Origin of the sequence: Methylocystis sp. L43 (genome assembly GCF_015709525.1) — a bacterium.
Lineage (GTDB): Bacteria > Pseudomonadota > Alphaproteobacteria > Rhizobiales > Beijerinckiaceae > Methylocystis.
Map to the genome: position 1 here is coordinate 51,358 of NZ_JADNRA010000024.1, position 17,764 is coordinate 69,121.

Annotated in this window: 8 protein-coding genes; 4 read left to right on the forward strand and 4 right to left on the reverse strand. The window is 65.4% G+C overall.

Annotated features, from left to right (window positions below):
• The first annotated feature begins 46 nt into the window (after positions 1–46).
• The 4 genes from IYX23_RS06740 (at position 47) to IYX23_RS06755 (ending at position 3,763) form a co-directional block, all read left to right on the forward strand.
• A complete protein-coding gene (locus tag IYX23_RS06740) occupies positions 47–1,267 on the forward strand; it encodes a beta-ketoacyl-[acyl-carrier-protein] synthase family protein (RefSeq protein ID WP_196394713.1) in 1,221 nt (406 codons plus the stop codon).
• A 53-nt stretch (positions 1,268–1,320) separates the two neighbouring features.
• Positions 1,321–1,527, forward strand: coding sequence for a hypothetical protein (locus tag IYX23_RS06745; protein ID WP_124739030.1), 207 nt, complete (start codon positions 1,321–1,323; stop codon positions 1,525–1,527).
• Complete coding sequence (murA, locus tag IYX23_RS06750; RefSeq protein ID WP_196394712.1) at positions 1,527–2,822, forward strand: UDP-N-acetylglucosamine 1-carboxyvinyltransferase; 1,296 nt, start codon at positions 1,527–1,529, stop codon at positions 2,820–2,822. The genes IYX23_RS06745 and murA overlap by 1 nt, the downstream gene beginning before the upstream one ends.
• 311 nt (positions 2,823–3,133) lie before the next feature.
• Positions 3,134–3,763, forward strand: coding sequence for a hypothetical protein (locus IYX23_RS06755; RefSeq protein ID WP_196394711.1), 630 nt, complete (start codon positions 3,134–3,136; stop codon positions 3,761–3,763).
• A gap of 53 nt (positions 3,764–3,816) precedes the next feature.
• Here the strand turns inward: IYX23_RS06755 and IYX23_RS06760 are convergent, their stop codons facing one another.
• From IYX23_RS06760 to IYX23_RS06775, 4 genes are all read right to left on the reverse strand, one after another.
• A complete protein-coding gene (locus IYX23_RS06760; RefSeq protein WP_196394710.1) occupies positions 3,817–4,275 on the reverse strand; it encodes a hypothetical protein in 459 nt (152 codons plus the stop codon).
• Positions 4,276–4,368: 93 nt separating this feature from the next.
• Positions 4,369–6,711: a transglycosylase domain-containing protein gene (locus IYX23_RS06765; protein WP_246716543.1), complete on the reverse strand. Its 2,343-nt coding sequence runs from the start codon at positions 6,709–6,711 to the stop codon at positions 4,369–4,371.
• 4 nt (positions 6,712–6,715) lie between these two features.
• The gene (locus tag IYX23_RS06770) at positions 6,716–12,565 is read right to left on the reverse strand and encodes an MG2 domain-containing protein (protein ID WP_196394709.1); all 5,850 of its coding nucleotides are present in this window, start codon (positions 12,563–12,565) and stop codon (positions 6,716–6,718) included.
• A complete protein-coding gene (locus IYX23_RS06775; RefSeq protein ID WP_246716545.1) occupies positions 12,562–17,724 on the reverse strand; it encodes a hypothetical protein in 5,163 nt (1,720 codons plus the stop codon). The genes IYX23_RS06770 and IYX23_RS06775 overlap by 4 nt, the downstream gene beginning before the upstream one ends.
• Between the last annotated feature and the right edge of the window lie 40 nt (positions 17,725–17,764).

Below are 17,764 nucleotides of genomic sequence, written 5' to 3' on the forward strand. Positions count from 1 at the left end.
GCGCGTCGCCGCGCGTGGTTGAAATCAAGCAAAGGATTGAACATTGATGCCGCAACAGGGCGCCGCGCGTAGAATCGTCATTACCGGAATGGGCGCGGTGTCGGCCGCCGGCATTGGCGCGACGCCGCTGTGGCGCGCGGCGCGCGACGGCGTGTCCTGCGTGCGCCCGCTGAAATCGGAGCGCCCCTATGTGGGGCGAATCAAGATCGCCGCGCAGGTCCCGGATTTCGATCCCGCCGCCTATATCGAAGCCGAACTGCTCCCGTACTGCGATCCCTTCACCCAATTTTCCATCGTCGCCGCCGATGAAGCGCTGGCGCAAGCCGGGTTTGAGCGCAAGGCGGTCGGCGGGCCGCGCACGGCGGTCATCATCGGCACCGGCATCGGCGGCGCCACGACCATCGATAACAACGCCTATCTCGAATATAAGCTCGACGGCCGTCCCGATACGTTGACCGTGCCGCGCCTGATACCGAGCGCCGCGCCGACGACTCTCGGCATGCGCTACGGCGCCAAGGGACCGACTTTCGCGCTCGCCTCCGCCTGTTCCTCGGCGGCGCAGGCCATCGGCGAGGCCTTTGAGATGCTGCGCGCGGGGCGCGCCGACCGCGCGATCGCCGGCGGCGCGGAAGCCTGCGTGATCAACGGTTCGATTCGTTCGTGGGAGGCGCTGCGCGTTCTCACCCCGGATCTCTGCCGCCCGTTTTCGTCAAAGCGCAACGGCATGACGCTTGGCGAAGGCGCCGCTGTCTTCATCCTGGAGACGCTGGAAGGCGCGCTGGCGCGCGGCGCGACGCCGCTCTGCGAACTCGCCGGCTATGGCACGACAAGCGACGCTTTCGATCCGCTGCGCGCCGATGTCGAAGGCCCGTCGCGCTGCATGCGGCTTGCGCTCGACAGCGCCGGATTGAAACCGGAAGACGTCGACTATCTCAACGCCCATGGCACGGCGACCTACGCCAATGACATCACCGAGTCGCAGGCGATGCGCGCCGTCTTCGGCGACGCGCCGCCGCCGGTTTCGTCAACGAAACCCGTGCACGGCCATGCGCTCGGCGCGAGCGGCGGGCTGGAGCTCGTCGTGACGATTTCCGCGCTGCGCGATCAAATCGCGCCGCCGACGATCAATTTCCTTGAGCCTGACCCCAAATGCGCGGTCGACGCCATTCCCAACGTCGCGCGGCAAATGCCGATTCGCGTCGCGCTCTCGAATTCTTTCGCCTTTGGCGGCATTAATGCGACGCTCGCCGTGCGGGCGATGACTTGATCGGCTAGGGCCCTAGAATCGCAGGAGTTTTGCAAGAGGGGCGGTCGACCGCGATGACCGAGAACGACGAGCAGGGCAGGAGGGGCGCCCCAAAAGGGGCGGATTTTAGCCCGAAGTCTAACGGCGAGCCGAAGAAGAAGGCGGCGCTTGCCGCCGCCTTGCGCGCCAATCTTGCCCGGCGCAAGGCGCGCGAGCGCGCGCTGCGGGACCAGGCGCCAGCGAAACACGGCGAGGACTCGAAAACCGACAGCGAGGGGTGATGGATAAGATCAAGATCGTCGGCGGGACCAGGCTCAATGGCGTGATCCCGATTTCCGGCGCGAAGAACGCCGCCTTGCCGTTGATGATCGCATCGCTCCTGACGCGCGAAACCGTGACGCTCGCCAACATGCCGCTGCTCGCGGACGTGATGCTTCTCGAGCGCATTCTCGGCAATCATGGCGTGGATTACGCCATCGCCGGCAAGCGCACCGGCGAGTCCGTCGACGCCGGCCGCACCGTCCATCTCACCGCGCGTGAAATCGTCGACACCACCGCGCCCTATGACCTTGTCTCGCGTATGCGCGCCAGCTTCTGGGTGCTCGCGCCGCTCGTCGCGCGTTGCGGCGAGGCGCGCGTGTCGCTGCCGGGCGGCTGCGCCATCGGCACCCGCCCTGTCGATCTTCTGCTCATGGCGCTGGAAAAGCTCGGGGCCAAACTGGACATCGAAAATGGTTACGTCGTCGCCTCGGCCAAGAACGGTCTCACCGGCGCCGAGATCGACTTTCCCAAAGTCACGGTCGGCGGCACGCATACGGCGCTGATGGCCGCGTCGCTCGCGCGCGGGACCACCGTGCTGCGCAACGCCGCGCGCGAACCCGAAGTCGTCGATCTTGCCGACTGTCTCATAAAAATGGGCGCGCGCATCAAGGGCGCCGGCCAGTCGACGATCGAGATCGAGGGCGTGGGTTCGCTTTTCGGGGCAAGACACGCCGTCATGCCCGACCGCATCGAGGCGGGCACTTACGCCATGGCGGTGGCGATGACGGGGGGCGACGTTCTGCTCGCCGGCGCGCGCGCCGATCTTCTGCAGGCGGGGCTCGACGCCCTCGTGCAGGCCGGCGCCAGCATCACCGAGACGAATGAAGGTCTACGGGTGACGCGTAACGGCGCCGGCATTTCGCCGGTCGATGTCGCGACGGCGCCGTTCCCGGCTTTCCCGACCGATCTGCAGGCGCAGTTCATGGCGCTGATGACGCGCGCCAAGGGCGTTTCGCGCATCACCGAGACGATTTTCGAGAACCGCTTCATGCATGTGCAGGAGCTCGCGCGGCTTGGCGCTCAAATCAAGCTTGAAGGGGATACGGCGATCGTGACGGGGGCGGATCACCTCGACGGCGCGCCGGTGATGGCGACCGATCTGCGCGCTTCCGTCTCGCTCGTCATTGCGGCGCTCGCCGCGCGCGGCGAGACGACGATCAACCGAGTCTATCATCTCGATCGCGGATTCGAGCGCCTGGAGAAGAAGCTGCGCGACTGCGGCGCTGAAATCGAGCGCATCACCGCGGCGGGGTGAGGGGCGGAGTCCAGACCTTCGTCGACGGTTCGTCGATCACCGACCAGACCAAATTCAACCCGCGCCAATGGAACGACCGAAACCAGCCGCGACGGTGTCGCTCGTGACGTTTGCATGATGTCGACGGCGACGGCGTCATTGACCTTGTTCAGACGGAGACGACGGTCGTCAACGGCGACGTCTCCAAGACGCTTCGACAGGGGTTAATTTGTATAATCCCGTCACAAATAGGAGAAACTCCCAAATATATTTTCGCGAAAGCCGCTTGACGGCGTAAACGGAGCGCTTAGGATGTAGAAGCGAGGCTTTCATTGAGACGACTGTTGCCAGTTGTACAGCACATAAGTTGTGCCTTCCAATTCACTTATGCCATTAAAGTTTTTGGAATAGTATTAATTTTGTCTATTGCTTCGGGTGGGCCTTTCGCAACTGCGGCCGCCAACGAATGTATAAACATCGAAAGCCTTAACAAGGGACAGTTTCTTGAGATGCTTGCGGGAACGCAGATTGCGCTCTTCGGGCGAGCAGAGGAAACTGCGAGCGTTGGTCAGATGGACATAAAAGATTTAAAGGGCAATGTGATTGGATCTTTTGACGCAGAAATATCTAAATTGAAAGTATTACGCGTTATAAAAGGACCTCAACGGTTGCTGAATAAACGCCTATCGGTTCTTGAGCTTGGCTTTTGCGACGGAGGATGCTCAAAGAGTATCGGTCCCCTAAAGTTTAGGCAAGTAGTTACGACAATTCAAAGACTTTACTTCATTCATGCCCCGAAAAGGCGTTGGCGTGAGCCATCTGGCCGCATGGTGACGCTGGATTTCAGTTCTCTTCCGCTCCGCCACGGCACTTTTTATGAAACAGGATCTTGTGGGGTTTGGGAGCTGAGACAGGGTGGAGACAGCGAGTCAAAGGTTCTCCACTGGATTGGAGTCCATTGACGAATTCATGCGAAATTACGGAAACATCGCCTCAACATGAGAGAAATATATACTCATATATTCAGTGTGTTGGACGATATTGCCGCAGGATTCGACGCCGTCTTGTCCGATTTCGATTTCGGCTTCTCCGATTTTGGCGGCTTCGGCGATTTTGGTTTCGGCTTCGGGGGCACCAGCTTCGACGCAATTTCATGGCAATGGAAATCCGACTGGAATTTTGGGATAATTATTGGGATGATTTCTATTGGGACCAGAACTGGCCCATCGTCCTCGACCTCGATGGCGACGGAATCGAAATCAATCCGCTGAGTTCTTCGAACACCTTCTTCGACACGGCGGGCGACGGCTATCAGCATCGCACCGCCTGGGCCGGCGCCGGCGACGCGGTGCTCGCCTTCGACGCCAATAATGACGGCGTCATCAATCAGAAGAACGAGATCGTCTTCACCGAATGGGACCCGACGGCCGCCTCCGATATAAGCGCCGCTCAATGTCTTCGACACAAACCACAACGGCAAGCTCGATTCGGGCGACCAGAATTCTCGCAGTTCAAGCTCGTCGCTGCCAACGCCAATCGAGAAATGAAGACGAGGGACGCTCAGGAGTCACTCGATCACAACCTTCACCGCGCGCGACGCGACAGGGGCGAGCGCCAGCCGCGCCTGAATGCGATGCGCGCCTGGCGTCATCGGCCAGAACACGGTCTCGTTCGCCTGCGCCGTGGCGAAGGGCTCGCCGTCGATCGTCCAGACGATCTGCGCATCCGCGCCTGAGGGTGCGAGTTTCAACGCGAGACGGTTGAAGCGATCGGGCTGCTCCGGGTTACGCCAGATATGCGTGTTGTGTTCCGGCGTTGCGATGACGAGTGGCGCGACGCTCATTGCTCGAGAGTTGCACATATGATCCGCTTCATCGCCCTGCGGAGCGCCTGAAAGGCGCGTCTCGAAGGCTGATGGCGCGCAGAGCGCCTTTTCCCGAACATCCTTCGAGACGCCGCTTCGCGGCTCCTCAGGATGAGGACGCGGATCTTGCGTCTGGCTCCAATCGGCGTCTTCCGGCTTCACCCATTCGCGCAATGTCTGCGCGCAGTCGGCGCCGCCGTCGGCGCGACAGAGATCGATGGCGATGCGTCCCGGCGGCGGCGCAAAAGTTTCCGGCGCGATGTCTCCGGGCTTGGCGCCATGCAGCTTTACGAGCACGGCGTGGGCGAGCCGCGCCGCCGATGACACGCCGGTCATCGCGCGCATCGCGCCGGCGTCGCCGCGGCCGAGCCATACGCCGACGATAAATTTATGCGAAAAGGCGATCGTCCAGGCGTCGCGATAGGCTTGCGACGTGCCGGTCTTCACGGCGACGGCGAAGGGATATTCGAGCGGCCCGTAGCGCGGAAAGGACGGAAGCCGCGCCTGCGGATCGGCGAGCATCGAGGCGATCAGCCGCGCGCTGTCGACCGACAAGACGCGCCGCGCCGGACGTCGCGATTCGTCGCGCGTGAACGCAAGGTCGTGCATGATCCCGTCGTCGGCGAGCGCGGCATAGGCGCGCATCACATCCTCGAGCCGCGCCGGCAGCGCGCCAATCGCCATCGAAATCCCGAAACTCTCCGCCGGCGTTTCGAGATCATGCAGGCCGAGGTCGCGAAGGAAATTGAAATTCGCCTCGAGCCCGACGCGCCGCAGCAGATTTGTCGCCGGCACATTGCGGGAATTGGCGAGCGCCTGACGCGGCGTCAGCGGACCGAGATAGAGCCCGTCGGCGTTGCTGACGCCCGATGCGCCTTCGGGAATGTCGTTCAAGAGATCCGTCGTTTTGAGAACGCCGCGCTCGAACGCCAGCGCAAAGATGAAAGGCTTCAACGTCGAACCGGGAGAACGCCGCACGCGGGTGAAATCGAAGGCTCCGGCCTGCGGGTCGTTGTAGTCGGAGGAGCCGACGTCGGCGATGACGGCGTTGGTTCCCCGCTCAATGACCATCACCGCGACCTGCCGCGCGCCGCGGCGGCGGAAATTCGAAAGATAGCGGCGGGCGAGCCGGAGCACGTCCTGTTCGACCGCCAGATCGATCGTCGCATTGATGCGCCGGTCGCCGTCCGCAATAGGTCGCGCCAGGGCCTCGCGCGCGAGCGCTTCGTAGCGCAGCGCCAGATGCAATGTTTCGGGACGGCGCTTGGCGTCGAGCGGCCGCATATGATCGAGCTCGGCGCGCGCCAGCGCCGCCTGCGCGGCGTCGAGCGCGCCTTCGTCTTCGAGCCGCGCGAGCGCGTGACGCGCGCGCGCCGTCGCCAATCGAAGGCCGCTCTCGCGCGTGACGTTCATCCGGCCCGGCGATTGCGGAATGGCGGCGAGCAGCGCCGCCTGCGCCCAGGAAAGATCCTCGACCGGTCTGTCGAAATAAAAGCGCGCGGCATGGGCGACGCCATGGCCGTTCAATCCGTAAGGCGCGAGGCGCAGATAATGCGCCAGCGTCGCCTCATGTCCATTGCGCGCGACGATGGCGAGCGCCGTCGCCGCCTGCATCAGCTTTTCGGCGAAGGAGCGTGGCCGCTCGCCTTGCATGCGCGCAACCTGCATGGCGATCGTCGAGGCGCCTTCGCGTCTGCCGCGCGTCGTCAGATTGCGCCATGCGGCGCGCGCCAGCGCGCGGAGGTCAACGCCGGGATGATCGTAAAAGCGGCGGTCTTCGAGAGCGAGAGTCGCGCGCGCCACGCGCTGCGGAATGGCGGCGAGCGGCCAATAGCCGTAGTCGACGCGCAGGCTCTTAGTCACAGGATCGCGAGTCTTCTCGCCGATCTGCGTCAAGAAGGCGCCGTTGCGGTCGTAGACGATGGCGCTGGCGCGCGGAGAAATAAGTTCGGCGCGCGACAGCGCTTCATGCGAGAGCCAGGCCGCGCCTGCAACGAACGCCGCAATGAGTGCAAGAAAGATTCCGCGCACAAAGCCGTTTGCCATGCGCCTATTTCCCAATCTCCACCCGCGCGCCGGCGCTCGTCGCCCGAAGGCCCTTCTTATACATCGCTGCGACAATCGCTGGCGGCTGCGTATAGGCGCCCGCCGTTTGCGCGCGGAGGCGGAAGGCGAAGCGATAGGTTCCCTTCGGCAGCGAATCGTAGGCGTAGAACACCCGGTCATCGCCAAAGGCGACCCATGTCGGCGGCAGCGTCGGCGCCATTGAGGGCTGCGCTTCGGCGGGCGCCGTGGCGAGATTGGGATTGAGCGGCTCGAAGCCCGCCGCGAGCGGGATCGAAATCGCGATATGCGTGCGATCCTCGGGATTGACCACTTCGGCCGTCTCTTCGATGAGATCGCCCTGCTTCACCTGCATAACGCCGTCGCGAGCTTCGATCTTTTCCGGCGCCTTGCCGCTTTCGATGCGCCAGCCCTGGCGCGTGATCGTAAAGCCGTCGCTCGTCGCTTGCGCCTTCGCGCCCGGCTCCGCCGGCATGTAGCTTGTCTCGATCATCGCGACGAGCGGCGCGTTGGAGCCGTTGGCGATCTTCAGCGGCGCGTCGCTGCTGGAGACATGGCGCACGACCGGCGTATTGGCGTCGAGCGTCAGCGCGCGATCCTGTCCGCCATCAGTGAAGGTCACGCCGATAGCCGCGGTCGGCCGCCGCCACCCCTCGGCCAGCGCTTCGATCGCGGCGGCGTCGGCGTTGGTCGTTCCCCAGCCGTCGCCTTCGCCAAGCCGCAGCAGCGCGTCGCGTAGCGCATTGGCGCGCGGATCGCCCGAGGCGGTGAGCGCCGCGGCGCGCACCATTTCGGCGAGGCTGCGCGTTTCGGAAGGAAGAATAATCGGCGAAGCGCTCTCCGCCGCCTGTCCGGCATAGACCTGCACGCCATTGCGGCTGGCGAATTTCACGCGGCTCCACATCGTATCGATCAGCGACGCGAGCGCGCGCTGATCGACATTGGGGAGAAGCGCGGCGGCGGACGCCATCTGCGCGACGCTGAGATTGGGCAGGAAGTCGGCGCGCCGCGAAAATTCGGCGACATAGGAGTCGTCGAGCTTGCCGCCTTCAGCCAGCGCCGAAAGCGCCTCGACGCGCTCGCGCAATTCATCGCCCGAAAGCAATCGCGGATAGTCGGAGCGCAGTGACAATTTCAGGATATTGGCGAGACGATCCAACAGCGTCTTGTCGATCGGCTCGCCGGCGCGTTCCGCCCGCGCGAGGAAATCATAAGACCAGGCGGTCAGCGAGACATTGCCGCGCGCCCGCGGCCAGAAGGCGACGAGCCCGTCGGCGTCGATCGACTGGTCGATGATTTGCGCCGTCGACTTCACATTGGCGGAGACGCGATCCTCGAGCCCCGCCGCCGCGAGAATTGGCCCGAAGCTCTTCAGCGCCAGTCCGCCGCGCGCGAGCGACAGCCGTTGCTCGGTGCAGCCATAGGGATATTCGACGAGCGCATTCAATCCAGCGACGAGCTTAATGAGCGACGGGTCGGCGGCGACGATCGTCTCGCGCGAGAAGCTGCCCGGCCGCGCCTGCGCGCCAGTGGGAGGGAGCGTCTTCGTTTCGCCGGGCGCGATCTCAACCAATTCGAAGCGGCGCGTCGCCTCGCGATCCTCTTTCACCGGCAGGGCGATTTCGACCGCGTCTTTCGCGCGGTCGGCGTCACGCTCGATGCGAAAGCCGAGCGTCGCGTCGCCGGCGAGTTGCGCCGGAGCCGCGGCGCGCAGATCGATGCGCACTGGTCTATTCTGCGCCCATTCGATCTTGCGGCTCGTTTCGCCCGAGAGCGTCAGCGCCGGCGCCGCGATCGACGCCTTGCCCGCGCCGCCCGGTCCTTCGACGATGCGCGCGACGAGGCCGATATCGAAGGAATCGCCCGGCCGAATGAAGCGCGGCAACGCCGGCTGCGCGACGAGCGCCTGACGGATCAGCAGTTCGCCGCCGGCCGCGCCGAAACGATCCGGCCCGCTCACCGCCTTGGCGCGCAGCTTGAACACGGTCAGCGTATCGGGAAGCTGCACCTTGATTTTTGCGACGCCGTCGGGGCCGATCTTCACGCTCGGCAGATAGATCGGCACGGGTGTGAAATTCTTGCGCACGGAAATATTGTTCTCAGCGCCCCATTCCTGCAGCTCGTCGCCGTCGCCGCCGGCGATCTCTTCGAGCGGAATGACGCCGAAAGCCATGTTGCGCGTGTCGCGCGCCGCCATTTTCGTTTCGCGCTCGACGATAAAGTTGGGCAGGGGATCGAGCGGGCGTTCCTTGGCGAGCGACAGCACCGCCTGATCGACCATCCAGAAGGTCGCTTCGCCGGATAGCGGTTTGCCGGCGTCGTCGGACAGCCGCAAGGCGACCTCGATCGCGTCGCCCGGGCGCGCCTTGGCCGGATGTTCGATCTTCACATTGACGATGTTCTTGACCGGCGTCACCTCGATCCATTTCGTCGCCGCGATGGTGACAGGTTTGCCTTGGTCGAAACTCGCCGTCGGCTGCGGCGGCGCATCCTTCAGCCGTCCGCGCATGATCAGAAAATGCACGGCGAGCTTTGGCGTCTGCTCCTTTCTGACTGGCAGAGCATAGCGGCCGAAGCCATTGGCGATGTCGACGAACTCATAATCATAGACGCCGCTCGGCTGTTCGACGATGGCGAGCGCGCGCGCATGCTGGAACGGCGATTGGATAATCAGCGTCGCCGTTTCGCCCGGCGCATATTTGTCCTTGTCGGTCGTGATCGTCGCGGATTCGGCTGGCGGCCGCGCGAAGGTGACAGGCGTATCGCCGCCGACGAAAAAGTCGACGCTCACCTGCTGTCGGCGCTTGAGCCTGTCATAGGCCTCCAGCTGCACGACATAGACGCCGGCGTCGCGCGTCTCCAACTGGACCTTCTGCGCTTCCTTGGTGCTCGCCACCTTGCGTTCGATGAGAATGTCGTCTTGCGTCTGCGTGACATATTTCGCCGCGCCCTGCGCGAAGTCGGAGGCCTGTAGCGTCGAAATCCAGTTGCGTTTGATGAGCCGCAGCGTCATCTCAAGACCGACGACCGCGTCGCCCTTGCCATCAATGGCGATGAGCTCCGGCGTCACCGCGCCGGGGCGCTCGACATAGCGAGGGGTCTTTACGCCGAGCACGAAGGGCGGCAGCGCGATGACGTTCTGCACATTGCGCACTTCGACGCCGTCGTCGCCCGTCACCGTCGCTTCGATGGAGTAGCGGCGCGGCTGCGCCGTCGGCTCGATCGCGGTGTCGAAGGTCATGCGCGCGGCGCCGCCGGCGTCGGTGCGCTGATCGCGCTCGAGCACCGCCGTCGACTTGAACTTGCCGTCGCCGGAGAAGCGCGCGTCGGTCGAAAACAGAAAGCCTTCGCGCCCCGGCGGCGTGAAGACATGCGGAAATTGCGCGGCGCGCCATTTGACGGGGCGCTCCGCCGCAAGTCCGCCAGCGAAATAACGGGCAAGGAGGTCAACGTCGAAGGTCCCGTCGAGCGCAACGGTCTGCGGCGCATTGAGCACGACCTCAAACGTCGGAAGACGATAGGCTTCTTTCTTGAAGGTGAACTGGCCGCAGGAAATGTCCTGAGCGGCTTCTGCCGATTCGCTCTCGCCCTCGGCGGCTTCCTCCGCTTCGGTTTTCTGTGCTTCCGCCTTCTTTGCCTTTTTCGGCGCATCCGGTTCAAACCGCGCCGAATAGTCGCCCGTCGCCTGCGTTTGCGCGTCGAACTTGTGATAGAAGCCGCCGGCTGCGTCGAGCTTCACCGGAATGCGCCATTCCTGATTGGCGGGTCCTGTCACGACAAGCGTCCCGCCCGTCTTGGTGAGACTCAGCGCGCCGCCGCGATAGCTGCGCACGAAGCCCTTGATGTGCGCGAATTCTTCCGGCCGATAGATCGGCCGCTCCGAGAAGAGGTGGCAGAGCGTTCGCGGCTTTTCGGCGCGCGGCTGGTCCGCCTCGCTTGTCCAGGCGAGCCATTCCGATTCCGGCTTTGACCAGATTTCCCGCGAATATTCCGACGGCGCGCTGGTGGGGTCGATGACGAGCGTGTCGAGCCCCTTGTTGGCCACGATGCGGCGCGCTTCGCCGCCGCCGCGCTTGTCGGGCGTCCAGGAAAAGAAGCCCGAAGCGTCGGTGGTTCCGCTCGCGAGCGTGACGAATTTATCGTCCTTGATCCCTTCGACGCGGATTTGCGCGCCATTGACAGGCTGCGTCGTCGACAGCGAAGTGACCGCGAAACGCACCCGCGTCGGCTCTTCGATGGCCGAGAGCGAGAGATCGGTGATCTGCACGCGCAGCCAGCGGCGCTTGTCGTCATCGACCGCGCGCAGGCCGACGAGATAGGAGCCCGGTTGGTCGCGGCCGCTGACTTTGGCGAAATCCTCCTTGAGGTCGACGCCGAATTTCGCGTCGGGGCCATTGCGGCGGATCGGCAGATCGACCAGCCGCGACACCGCGGGAGATCCGAGCGACTTGATGCGCTGCTTGATCGCCTCAGCCTCGATGTTGGCGGTCTCGCTCCACAACTTCGGCTCGTTGCCGGGCAAGGGCGGCGCGTCGGAATCGCTCGTTTCGACGCCATGCGCCGGGAAGGGAAAGAAGTCGCGCGACAGCGGATCGATGGCGTGGATGCGGACGTCCGCGCGGTCATAGCCGCGGCCGCGCAGCGGCAGAAGCTGCGGACCGAGCCGTTCGGCGACGCCATAGCCGGCGTCCCATTGCAGCGCCGGCGCGTCGCGGGTGAAGGCGAAGCGCTGCGAGAAGGCGCTCGCCAGCGCGCGTCCTTGCGAGTCTTTCAGCGCGCCTTCGGCGATGGAGAGTTCGTAAATCTGGTCCGACAGGAATTTCGCAACGATGCGCAGCCGCCTGCCGTCGGTTTCGACGGCAAGATCGTCGACGGGCGGGGTGATGCGCAGCGCCTCGCGCGCGCGCAGAATGTCGATCGTCTCGGGCGTCGCGTTGAAAGAGAGCGTAAGCTGGCGCTTGCTCGCCGGCGCATAGGGGATGGCGGCGGCTTCGCCTTCCTCGTCGCCGCTCTCCGGCGACATGAGATAGGAGGCGCAACGCAACACGTTTTCGGCGCGGTCGTCGCTCCAGCCGCGCCCGCAGCTCGCCTCAGTCGCCGCGAAGGGCGGCGCGGTGCGCAGCCGCAATTCATAGGTCTGGTCGTCGAGTCCGGCTTCGTCGGAAAGGCGAAGCCGCAGGATCGCGACGCGGCCGTCGGCGATCCGATCACGGAAACGGATGACGTAGGTCTGTTCCTCGGCGCGCTCGCCCCGCTCCAGCGCGCGGATCTCATAGGCCGAAGCGCTGAGCATTTGTCCGCCCTGCGGCGAGACGCCGGGCGAGGGACGCACTTCAATCGTGAGCAGCCGCGTCAGCGCGGCGACATCGACCGGCTCGGCGAAGGTGAGGGCGATCTGCGTCAGTTCGAGCTGCGGATCGGCGCCCTCGGCGGGATTGGTGGAACGCGGCGTCGGCAGCAGCGCGACGAGTCTGGTCTCCGCAGCGCCGAGCTTCACGTCGACGCGCGACAGCGGCTTCCAGGCGTCGGCGGGCCGAAACTGCAGCGCGCGCGGACCGAGCCAGCGCCATTCGCCGGCGGGCTGCGGGGTCATCGTCACATATTTTTGCGGCGTGTCTTCCGCGCCGCCGGCCTTTGGTCCCGCGTCGCTGGAGAAGAAGACCGTCACCGGATCATAAGCGCGCAGAAACCTATCTGGCGCGACGCGCGCGCCATCGGCGCGTTGCGCGCGGTCGAACACTGGCGGGGTCTCGGCGCGCAGCGGCGTCGCCGCGGCAAGGAGCGCGCAGAGAGAGAGAAGCAGAATGTTTTTCATCGCCGCGCCTTTCGAAATCATTGCGCCTTGCTTTTCTTCATGCCGGCCTTGTCGAGCAGCTCGGCGACGATCTCCGCCGGCGGCGCGTTCACAGGCGGCGACAGCCCGACGATCGCGATGCGGATCGTCGTCGCCGGCGCGTCGGCGGGCGTGCGCGCCTCGATAAAATACCGGCCGGGCGAAAGCGTCATCGTTTGCGCGACGCCTTCGCCGAGCGTCTTGCCTTGCGCATCGATCAGCCGCGCACTGATGCGGTCGGGTTCCGCGCGCAGGCCGAGGCCGATGTTGCGCGCGTCTTTCACCTCGAAACTGAACAGCGCGCTTGCGCCGGGCGAAACCGCCACCGCATCATTCACGCCTTCATGCGCCTCGATGACGGGCTGCGTCGAAATATCGAGCATGCCGGACAGCGCGCCGTCATAGGGCGCGTAAATGTCGAGCGTCGCTTCGCCCGGCGTCATGTAGCGATGAAGATCGACGCCATTGGCGAAGGCGAGCGTCTCCCGCCTGCCGTTCTGCGTGAAACCGACGATCGCCGGCGCGCCGCCTGTCGCTCTCAACAGCGCCGGCTTATCGCTCTTGATTGCAAAGCGCATCGCCGCGCCCTCCAGCGCCACGCGCTGCGAAAGATTGAGCGTGCGCGCCGCCGGCGTCGGCCAGGGGGATACGCCGGCGCGCTCGATCCAAAAGGCGACCAGTCCGGGTCCATGGTCAATGATCGCTTCACCCGCGCCGTCGAGCGCGATGTTGGCGCCGCGGGAAACACGGCCGCTGTTGGATATGACCGTCGCCTGCGCGCCGCTGACGATCAGCCTGTCGTTTTGCTGCGCGTCGAGCGGCAGCGAAATCTGTCCGGCCGCAGGGAAGAGGCGCGTGAATGCGCGCGCTGCGTCGAGTCGTCTGTTCTCGCCCGGCTCGCGCGCGATGCGCGCCGGCAGCGGCGTTTGCGTCATGTTGACGAGAAGCACACGCGATTTGACGCCGTGCAGAATCCGCGACGTGGCGGCGCCGTCGTTAAAGACGACGCGCGGCTGCGCAACGGCGGCAAGCCCGCCGGCGAGGTCGAGCGCGAGCGGCCCCGCGGCGTCATCCATATCGATAGGCTGCGCGCTCATCGGCGGGACGATTCCCGAAAACAGCGCGCCGCCTTTCACCGCCGGCCGCGTCTCGACGTCGATCGCGCTCAGCGCGACGCGCATGGGCGCGCTTCCTTCACCGTTCCAAAGCGCCAGCGGCGTGTCGCCGGCAAGCGCCAGCGCCGCGCCCTTCGCCACACCGACGCCGCGTCCACCGTCGAGCGCCGGCTGAGCGAAGGCGGATCGCGCAAGCCAAAGCCGCAACTTGCCGGCGGCTGGCGCGAGCGGTACGAGATGCGCGCGCTCGCCGTCGCCGATGTCGAGCGAAATCTCCGCGTCCTTCCAATCGAAAGCGGCGACGCCGACCCGAGCGGCGCAGTCGCCGCGCCCCATCAGCCACAACTCCTGCGCTTGCGGCGCCAGCGGTCCGGAGCGCGCCGCGCGCAACAATGTCCCCGCCATCGAGCCGGCGGCGATGTCCTCCTTCGACGCTAAAGTTACGAGCGTCGCGTCGGGCGTCGCCACCTTGGCGATGCAGACTCCGGCGACGCCGTCGACGGGATCAAGGGCGACTTCGCCAAGCCGGCGCGCACGGCGTTCGACGGCGCGCGCGGAGACCGTGATCGGCGCGTCTTCGCCGCCAATCGCCCAAACGACCGCGCGCAGTTCGCCGTCGTTGGCCGCAGGCCATGCCGCGACGGGCGCGCGTCCGCGCTCGACGCCGATGGCGCGCCATTGGCCGTCGGCGTCGCGCCGTTCGATTGAGATGGCGACGTCGCCTTCCGACCGCGCCGCGATCAGCCCGAGACTCGCCGAGGGAGCAGGCGGCAGAGAAAGGATATGCGCGCCGTCGCCGTTCAGCGTCTTCTCGCCCGAGAGCGCCAGGGCGCCGTCATTCTTCTCAATGGGCAGCGCCAGGCGGAGCTCGACGCCGTTGAGAGGCGCGTCCTCGCTTTGCGCGGCTTCTCCTTCATTGGAAACTTCTTCGGTTTCCTCGCTCGGCGCTTCTTCAACCCCCGCAGGGGTGCGCGGCTCCGCGCCAAGCTTTTCGAGTGCGAGCCGGTAATTGCCGGCGGGCAGCCGCCGAGACAGCGCGACATTCCAGTCGTCGGCGCGCGGCTGCAGGCGCTCGATCACATCGCCCCCGCCGTCTTTCAGCACGCCGATCGTTTCGATGTCTCCAAAGCTTGAAAGGTCGACGACGCTGTCATTCGCCAGAGAAAAATCGACGTGCGTCGGGGGCTGAACCGCACGCGGCGCACCCGGCTGCAATTCCTTCGAATTGAGTGAAATCTCGTAGTCGAGGCGATCGTCATGGGCGAGGCTTCGCGCCTCGACGCGGTAGTCGCCGGCCGGCAGCTTCGATTTGAACGGCCTGCCCGCAGCAACCTTGCCGACGCTGTCCTTCTCGCCTCTGAAAATTTCGCCAACCATGCCTTCGCCGATCGAAAGCTCGATCTTGGCGTCGCCATAGAGCGCGAAGCGCCACACATCGGGGGCGCGCGGCGCATCGCGCGCCTGCGGCTCGCGCCATTGCAGTCGTTGCGTCTTGCTAAAGGGTAGGGGGTGGGGGCCGTGGCCTTCGAGCGTCTTCGCGGCGACAATAGGGCTCAGTCGCGCCACCATACGCGCTTCGACGTCTCTCGGCATGACGACCAGCCGATAGGCGCCTTTCTCGAACCGGCGCGTCAATCGCTGCATTTCGCCCGGCGCCGCGAGCGGCCAGCCGTCGGCGTCCTCCAATCTCGCGCGCCATTTCTGCTTCAGGCCGAGAAGCTCGATGTGATATTCGCCTTCGCGCGTGATCTCGATCGGCACGATGGCGCCCTTGCCGGAATCGAGCGTCGCGCGCGCGATTCCCGCATCGACGAGTTTCGCCGTCGGCGCGAGAGTCGCAGGCGATACGGCAAGGCCGAGATGGCCGGCGGAGTCCTTCGCGGTGACAGCCGCGCGATAGCCGCCGGCGCGCAGAAACGCGGTCACCAGCGCGTTGTCGCCAGGCCCATTCGCTTCGCCTTGGCCAAGACGCGGCGAGACATTCGCGCCGACGCGCAGCGCCGTCTTCATGCGCCCGAGCGTCTCGACCCGGTAGAGCCCGCCTTGGGGCACGTCGAAGCGCATGCGTTTTGTTTCGTCGCGGCCAAGATCAAAAAAGGCCGGACGCGCGACAGAGGCGGAAAGCGTCGTTGGCGCAGGCTTGCCCGGTTCTTCGGACTTTGCCGGCGTCGATTCGGGAACGAAGATGAGGCCCAGCGCGCGCGGTTTTTCTGACGCCGCGATCTTTATTGTCGCCAGGCGCTGCGCATTCTCCTCCTTTTGATCGCCGAGGGTCAACGCGACATCGGCGTTATGCCAATCGCGCGCAATCGCCTTGCCGGTCTTGGGAAGCCGCACCGGCAACGCGACGTCCTTGCCTGCGTCCTGCCAGAGCGCCAACGGCGCCCTTTCGAGCTCAACGGGAAGCGCGACGACGCGCGGCCCGGTTAGGAGTTGCGGCGCGACATTCGTCAGGATGAGATAGGAGCCGTCCCTTTCGAGAGTCTGCGTCCCGAAGGAAATTGTGGAGCGTGAAGGCGCCGCCGCAGGCGATGATACGGCGAGGCCGGGAGGCCCGAGCGTCACGTCGATAACGCCGGCTGAGTCGCCCTTTGGCTCCAGCCGCAGGAAATAATAGCCCGCCTGGAGATCGTAGCGCGCCGGATTCTTTCCGTCCGCGCGGGGCGCCAGCGCGCCAAGCGCCGGTTCGATCGAAGCGTCGACCTTGACGCCTTTCGCATCGATCGCGACGAGCCCGTCGCGCGTCGCCTCGAAGAGGATCGACGTCGGCCCGAAGAGATTGAACTTTCCCCGCCACGCTTTTCCGGCGCCGATGCGCGGCGCGTCCGAAGCGATCACCCGCGTCTTGCCGTCCTTCTCGATCCGCGCAAAGAGCGCCGTCGCCGGCGCTTCATCGCCTCCCTCGCCCGCGAGGTCGACGCTGACGAGATGCGGACCAGACGCTTCGAATGTTTCGCGGTCCGACTGACGCAGTCCGCGCAGCGTGAACGCCTCACCCTCGTAGCCTGAGACTTCAAGACGCGCATTTGTTTTGCCGTCGGACGCGAGCCTTACGTTTGCCGAGGGCGCACGGCTGTTCTTCGAGATCGTCGCAATCTCTTTCGATGCGTTGCGCCGCGCTTCAAGCCGCGCCGACGTCGTCTGCGCGAGGTCGAGACGGAAAGCGTCGTAGCTTGCCGGCGCGCCGAAACGCTCGGCGCCGAAGGGGCCGATCACGCCCTCGGCGACGCCCGCCGCGAGCAGCGCCGGCTCTTCGAGCCGCAGCAAGAAGGGCTGCCCCGCATCGCCTTGCGCCCAGACCAGCTTTTCGCCGCCATAGGCGGTGACGACATAGCGGCCCGGCTCCAGTGCGCCTTCAACGCGCAGTCGATTCATCGCGCGGCCCGGCTTTGTTTCGACCGTCTCCTGCTCGAAGGCGAGATCGACGAGTTCGCCGTCGCTACGCCAGACGCGCAGGTCGCTGAGCGCCCGGCCGATCGCCTCGAGGCTCACGCGCCCCTCTGCGCCGACGTCGAAGGAATAGGAGCGTTGCTGCAGATCGCCGAGTTCGCCGCTTTGGATGCGCCCTGGCGCGAGCGTTGGCTTCGACGGGCTGGATTCGACGAACGCCTGCGCGGAGAGCGCGGCCTTGCCGCTCGCGCCTGTCACGCCGAAAACTCGTAGCTTGTAGACGCCCTTATCGAGCAGCGCGTCGATGCGTCCGTCGCGCAGGCCGGGCGCGCCGCTTGAGTCAAGCGGGCCGGCGATCATGTCGACGAGTTCGATGCGCGCGCCGGAGGGACTCTTTGCGCGGATCGAATAGCGGCCTGGCGCGGGAACGGTCAGGAGACTCGCGCCGTCGCGGTTCGCCGCCAACTCGCCTGGCGTAAAGCTGATCGAGCTTGGTTTGGCTCTTGTCTCGGCGATTGCGTTTTGTGTGGCGCGCCACAACGGCTGCGCAAAATACGCTGCAAAAGCGGCGACAAGAGAAAACGCGATCCGCCGCATGAGCGCACCGTAAGCCAGCGGACTCGCCGGAAAAGCCGTGCCGCCGCTGGAGTGAAGCATAGGCCGCGCGTCGCGCCTGAGTCGAGAGCCACGCGCCTCT

Excerpts from the sequence above, each read along its gene's own strand:
- IYX23_RS06745 (WP_124739030.1), top strand. The coding sequence starts at position 1,321 with ATGACCGAGAACGACGAGCAGGGCAGGAGGGGCGCCCCAAAAGGGGCG.
- IYX23_RS06740 (WP_196394713.1), top strand. The coding sequence starts at position 47 with ATGCCGCAACAGGGCGCCGCGCGTAGAATCGTCATTACCGGAATGGGC.
- murA (WP_196394712.1), top strand. The coding sequence starts at position 1,527 with ATGGATAAGATCAAGATCGTCGGCGGGACCAGGCTCAATGGCGTGATC.
- IYX23_RS06770 (WP_196394709.1), bottom strand. The coding sequence starts at position 12,565 with ATGATTTCGAAAGGCGCGGCGATGAAAAACATTCTGCTTCTCTCTCTC.
- IYX23_RS06765 (WP_246716543.1), bottom strand. The coding sequence starts at position 6,711 with ATGGCAAACGGCTTTGTGCGCGGAATCTTTCTTGCACTCATTGCGGCG.
- IYX23_RS06775 (WP_246716545.1), bottom strand. The coding sequence starts at position 17,724 with ATGCTTCACTCCAGCGGCGGCACGGCTTTTCCGGCGAGTCCGCTGGCT.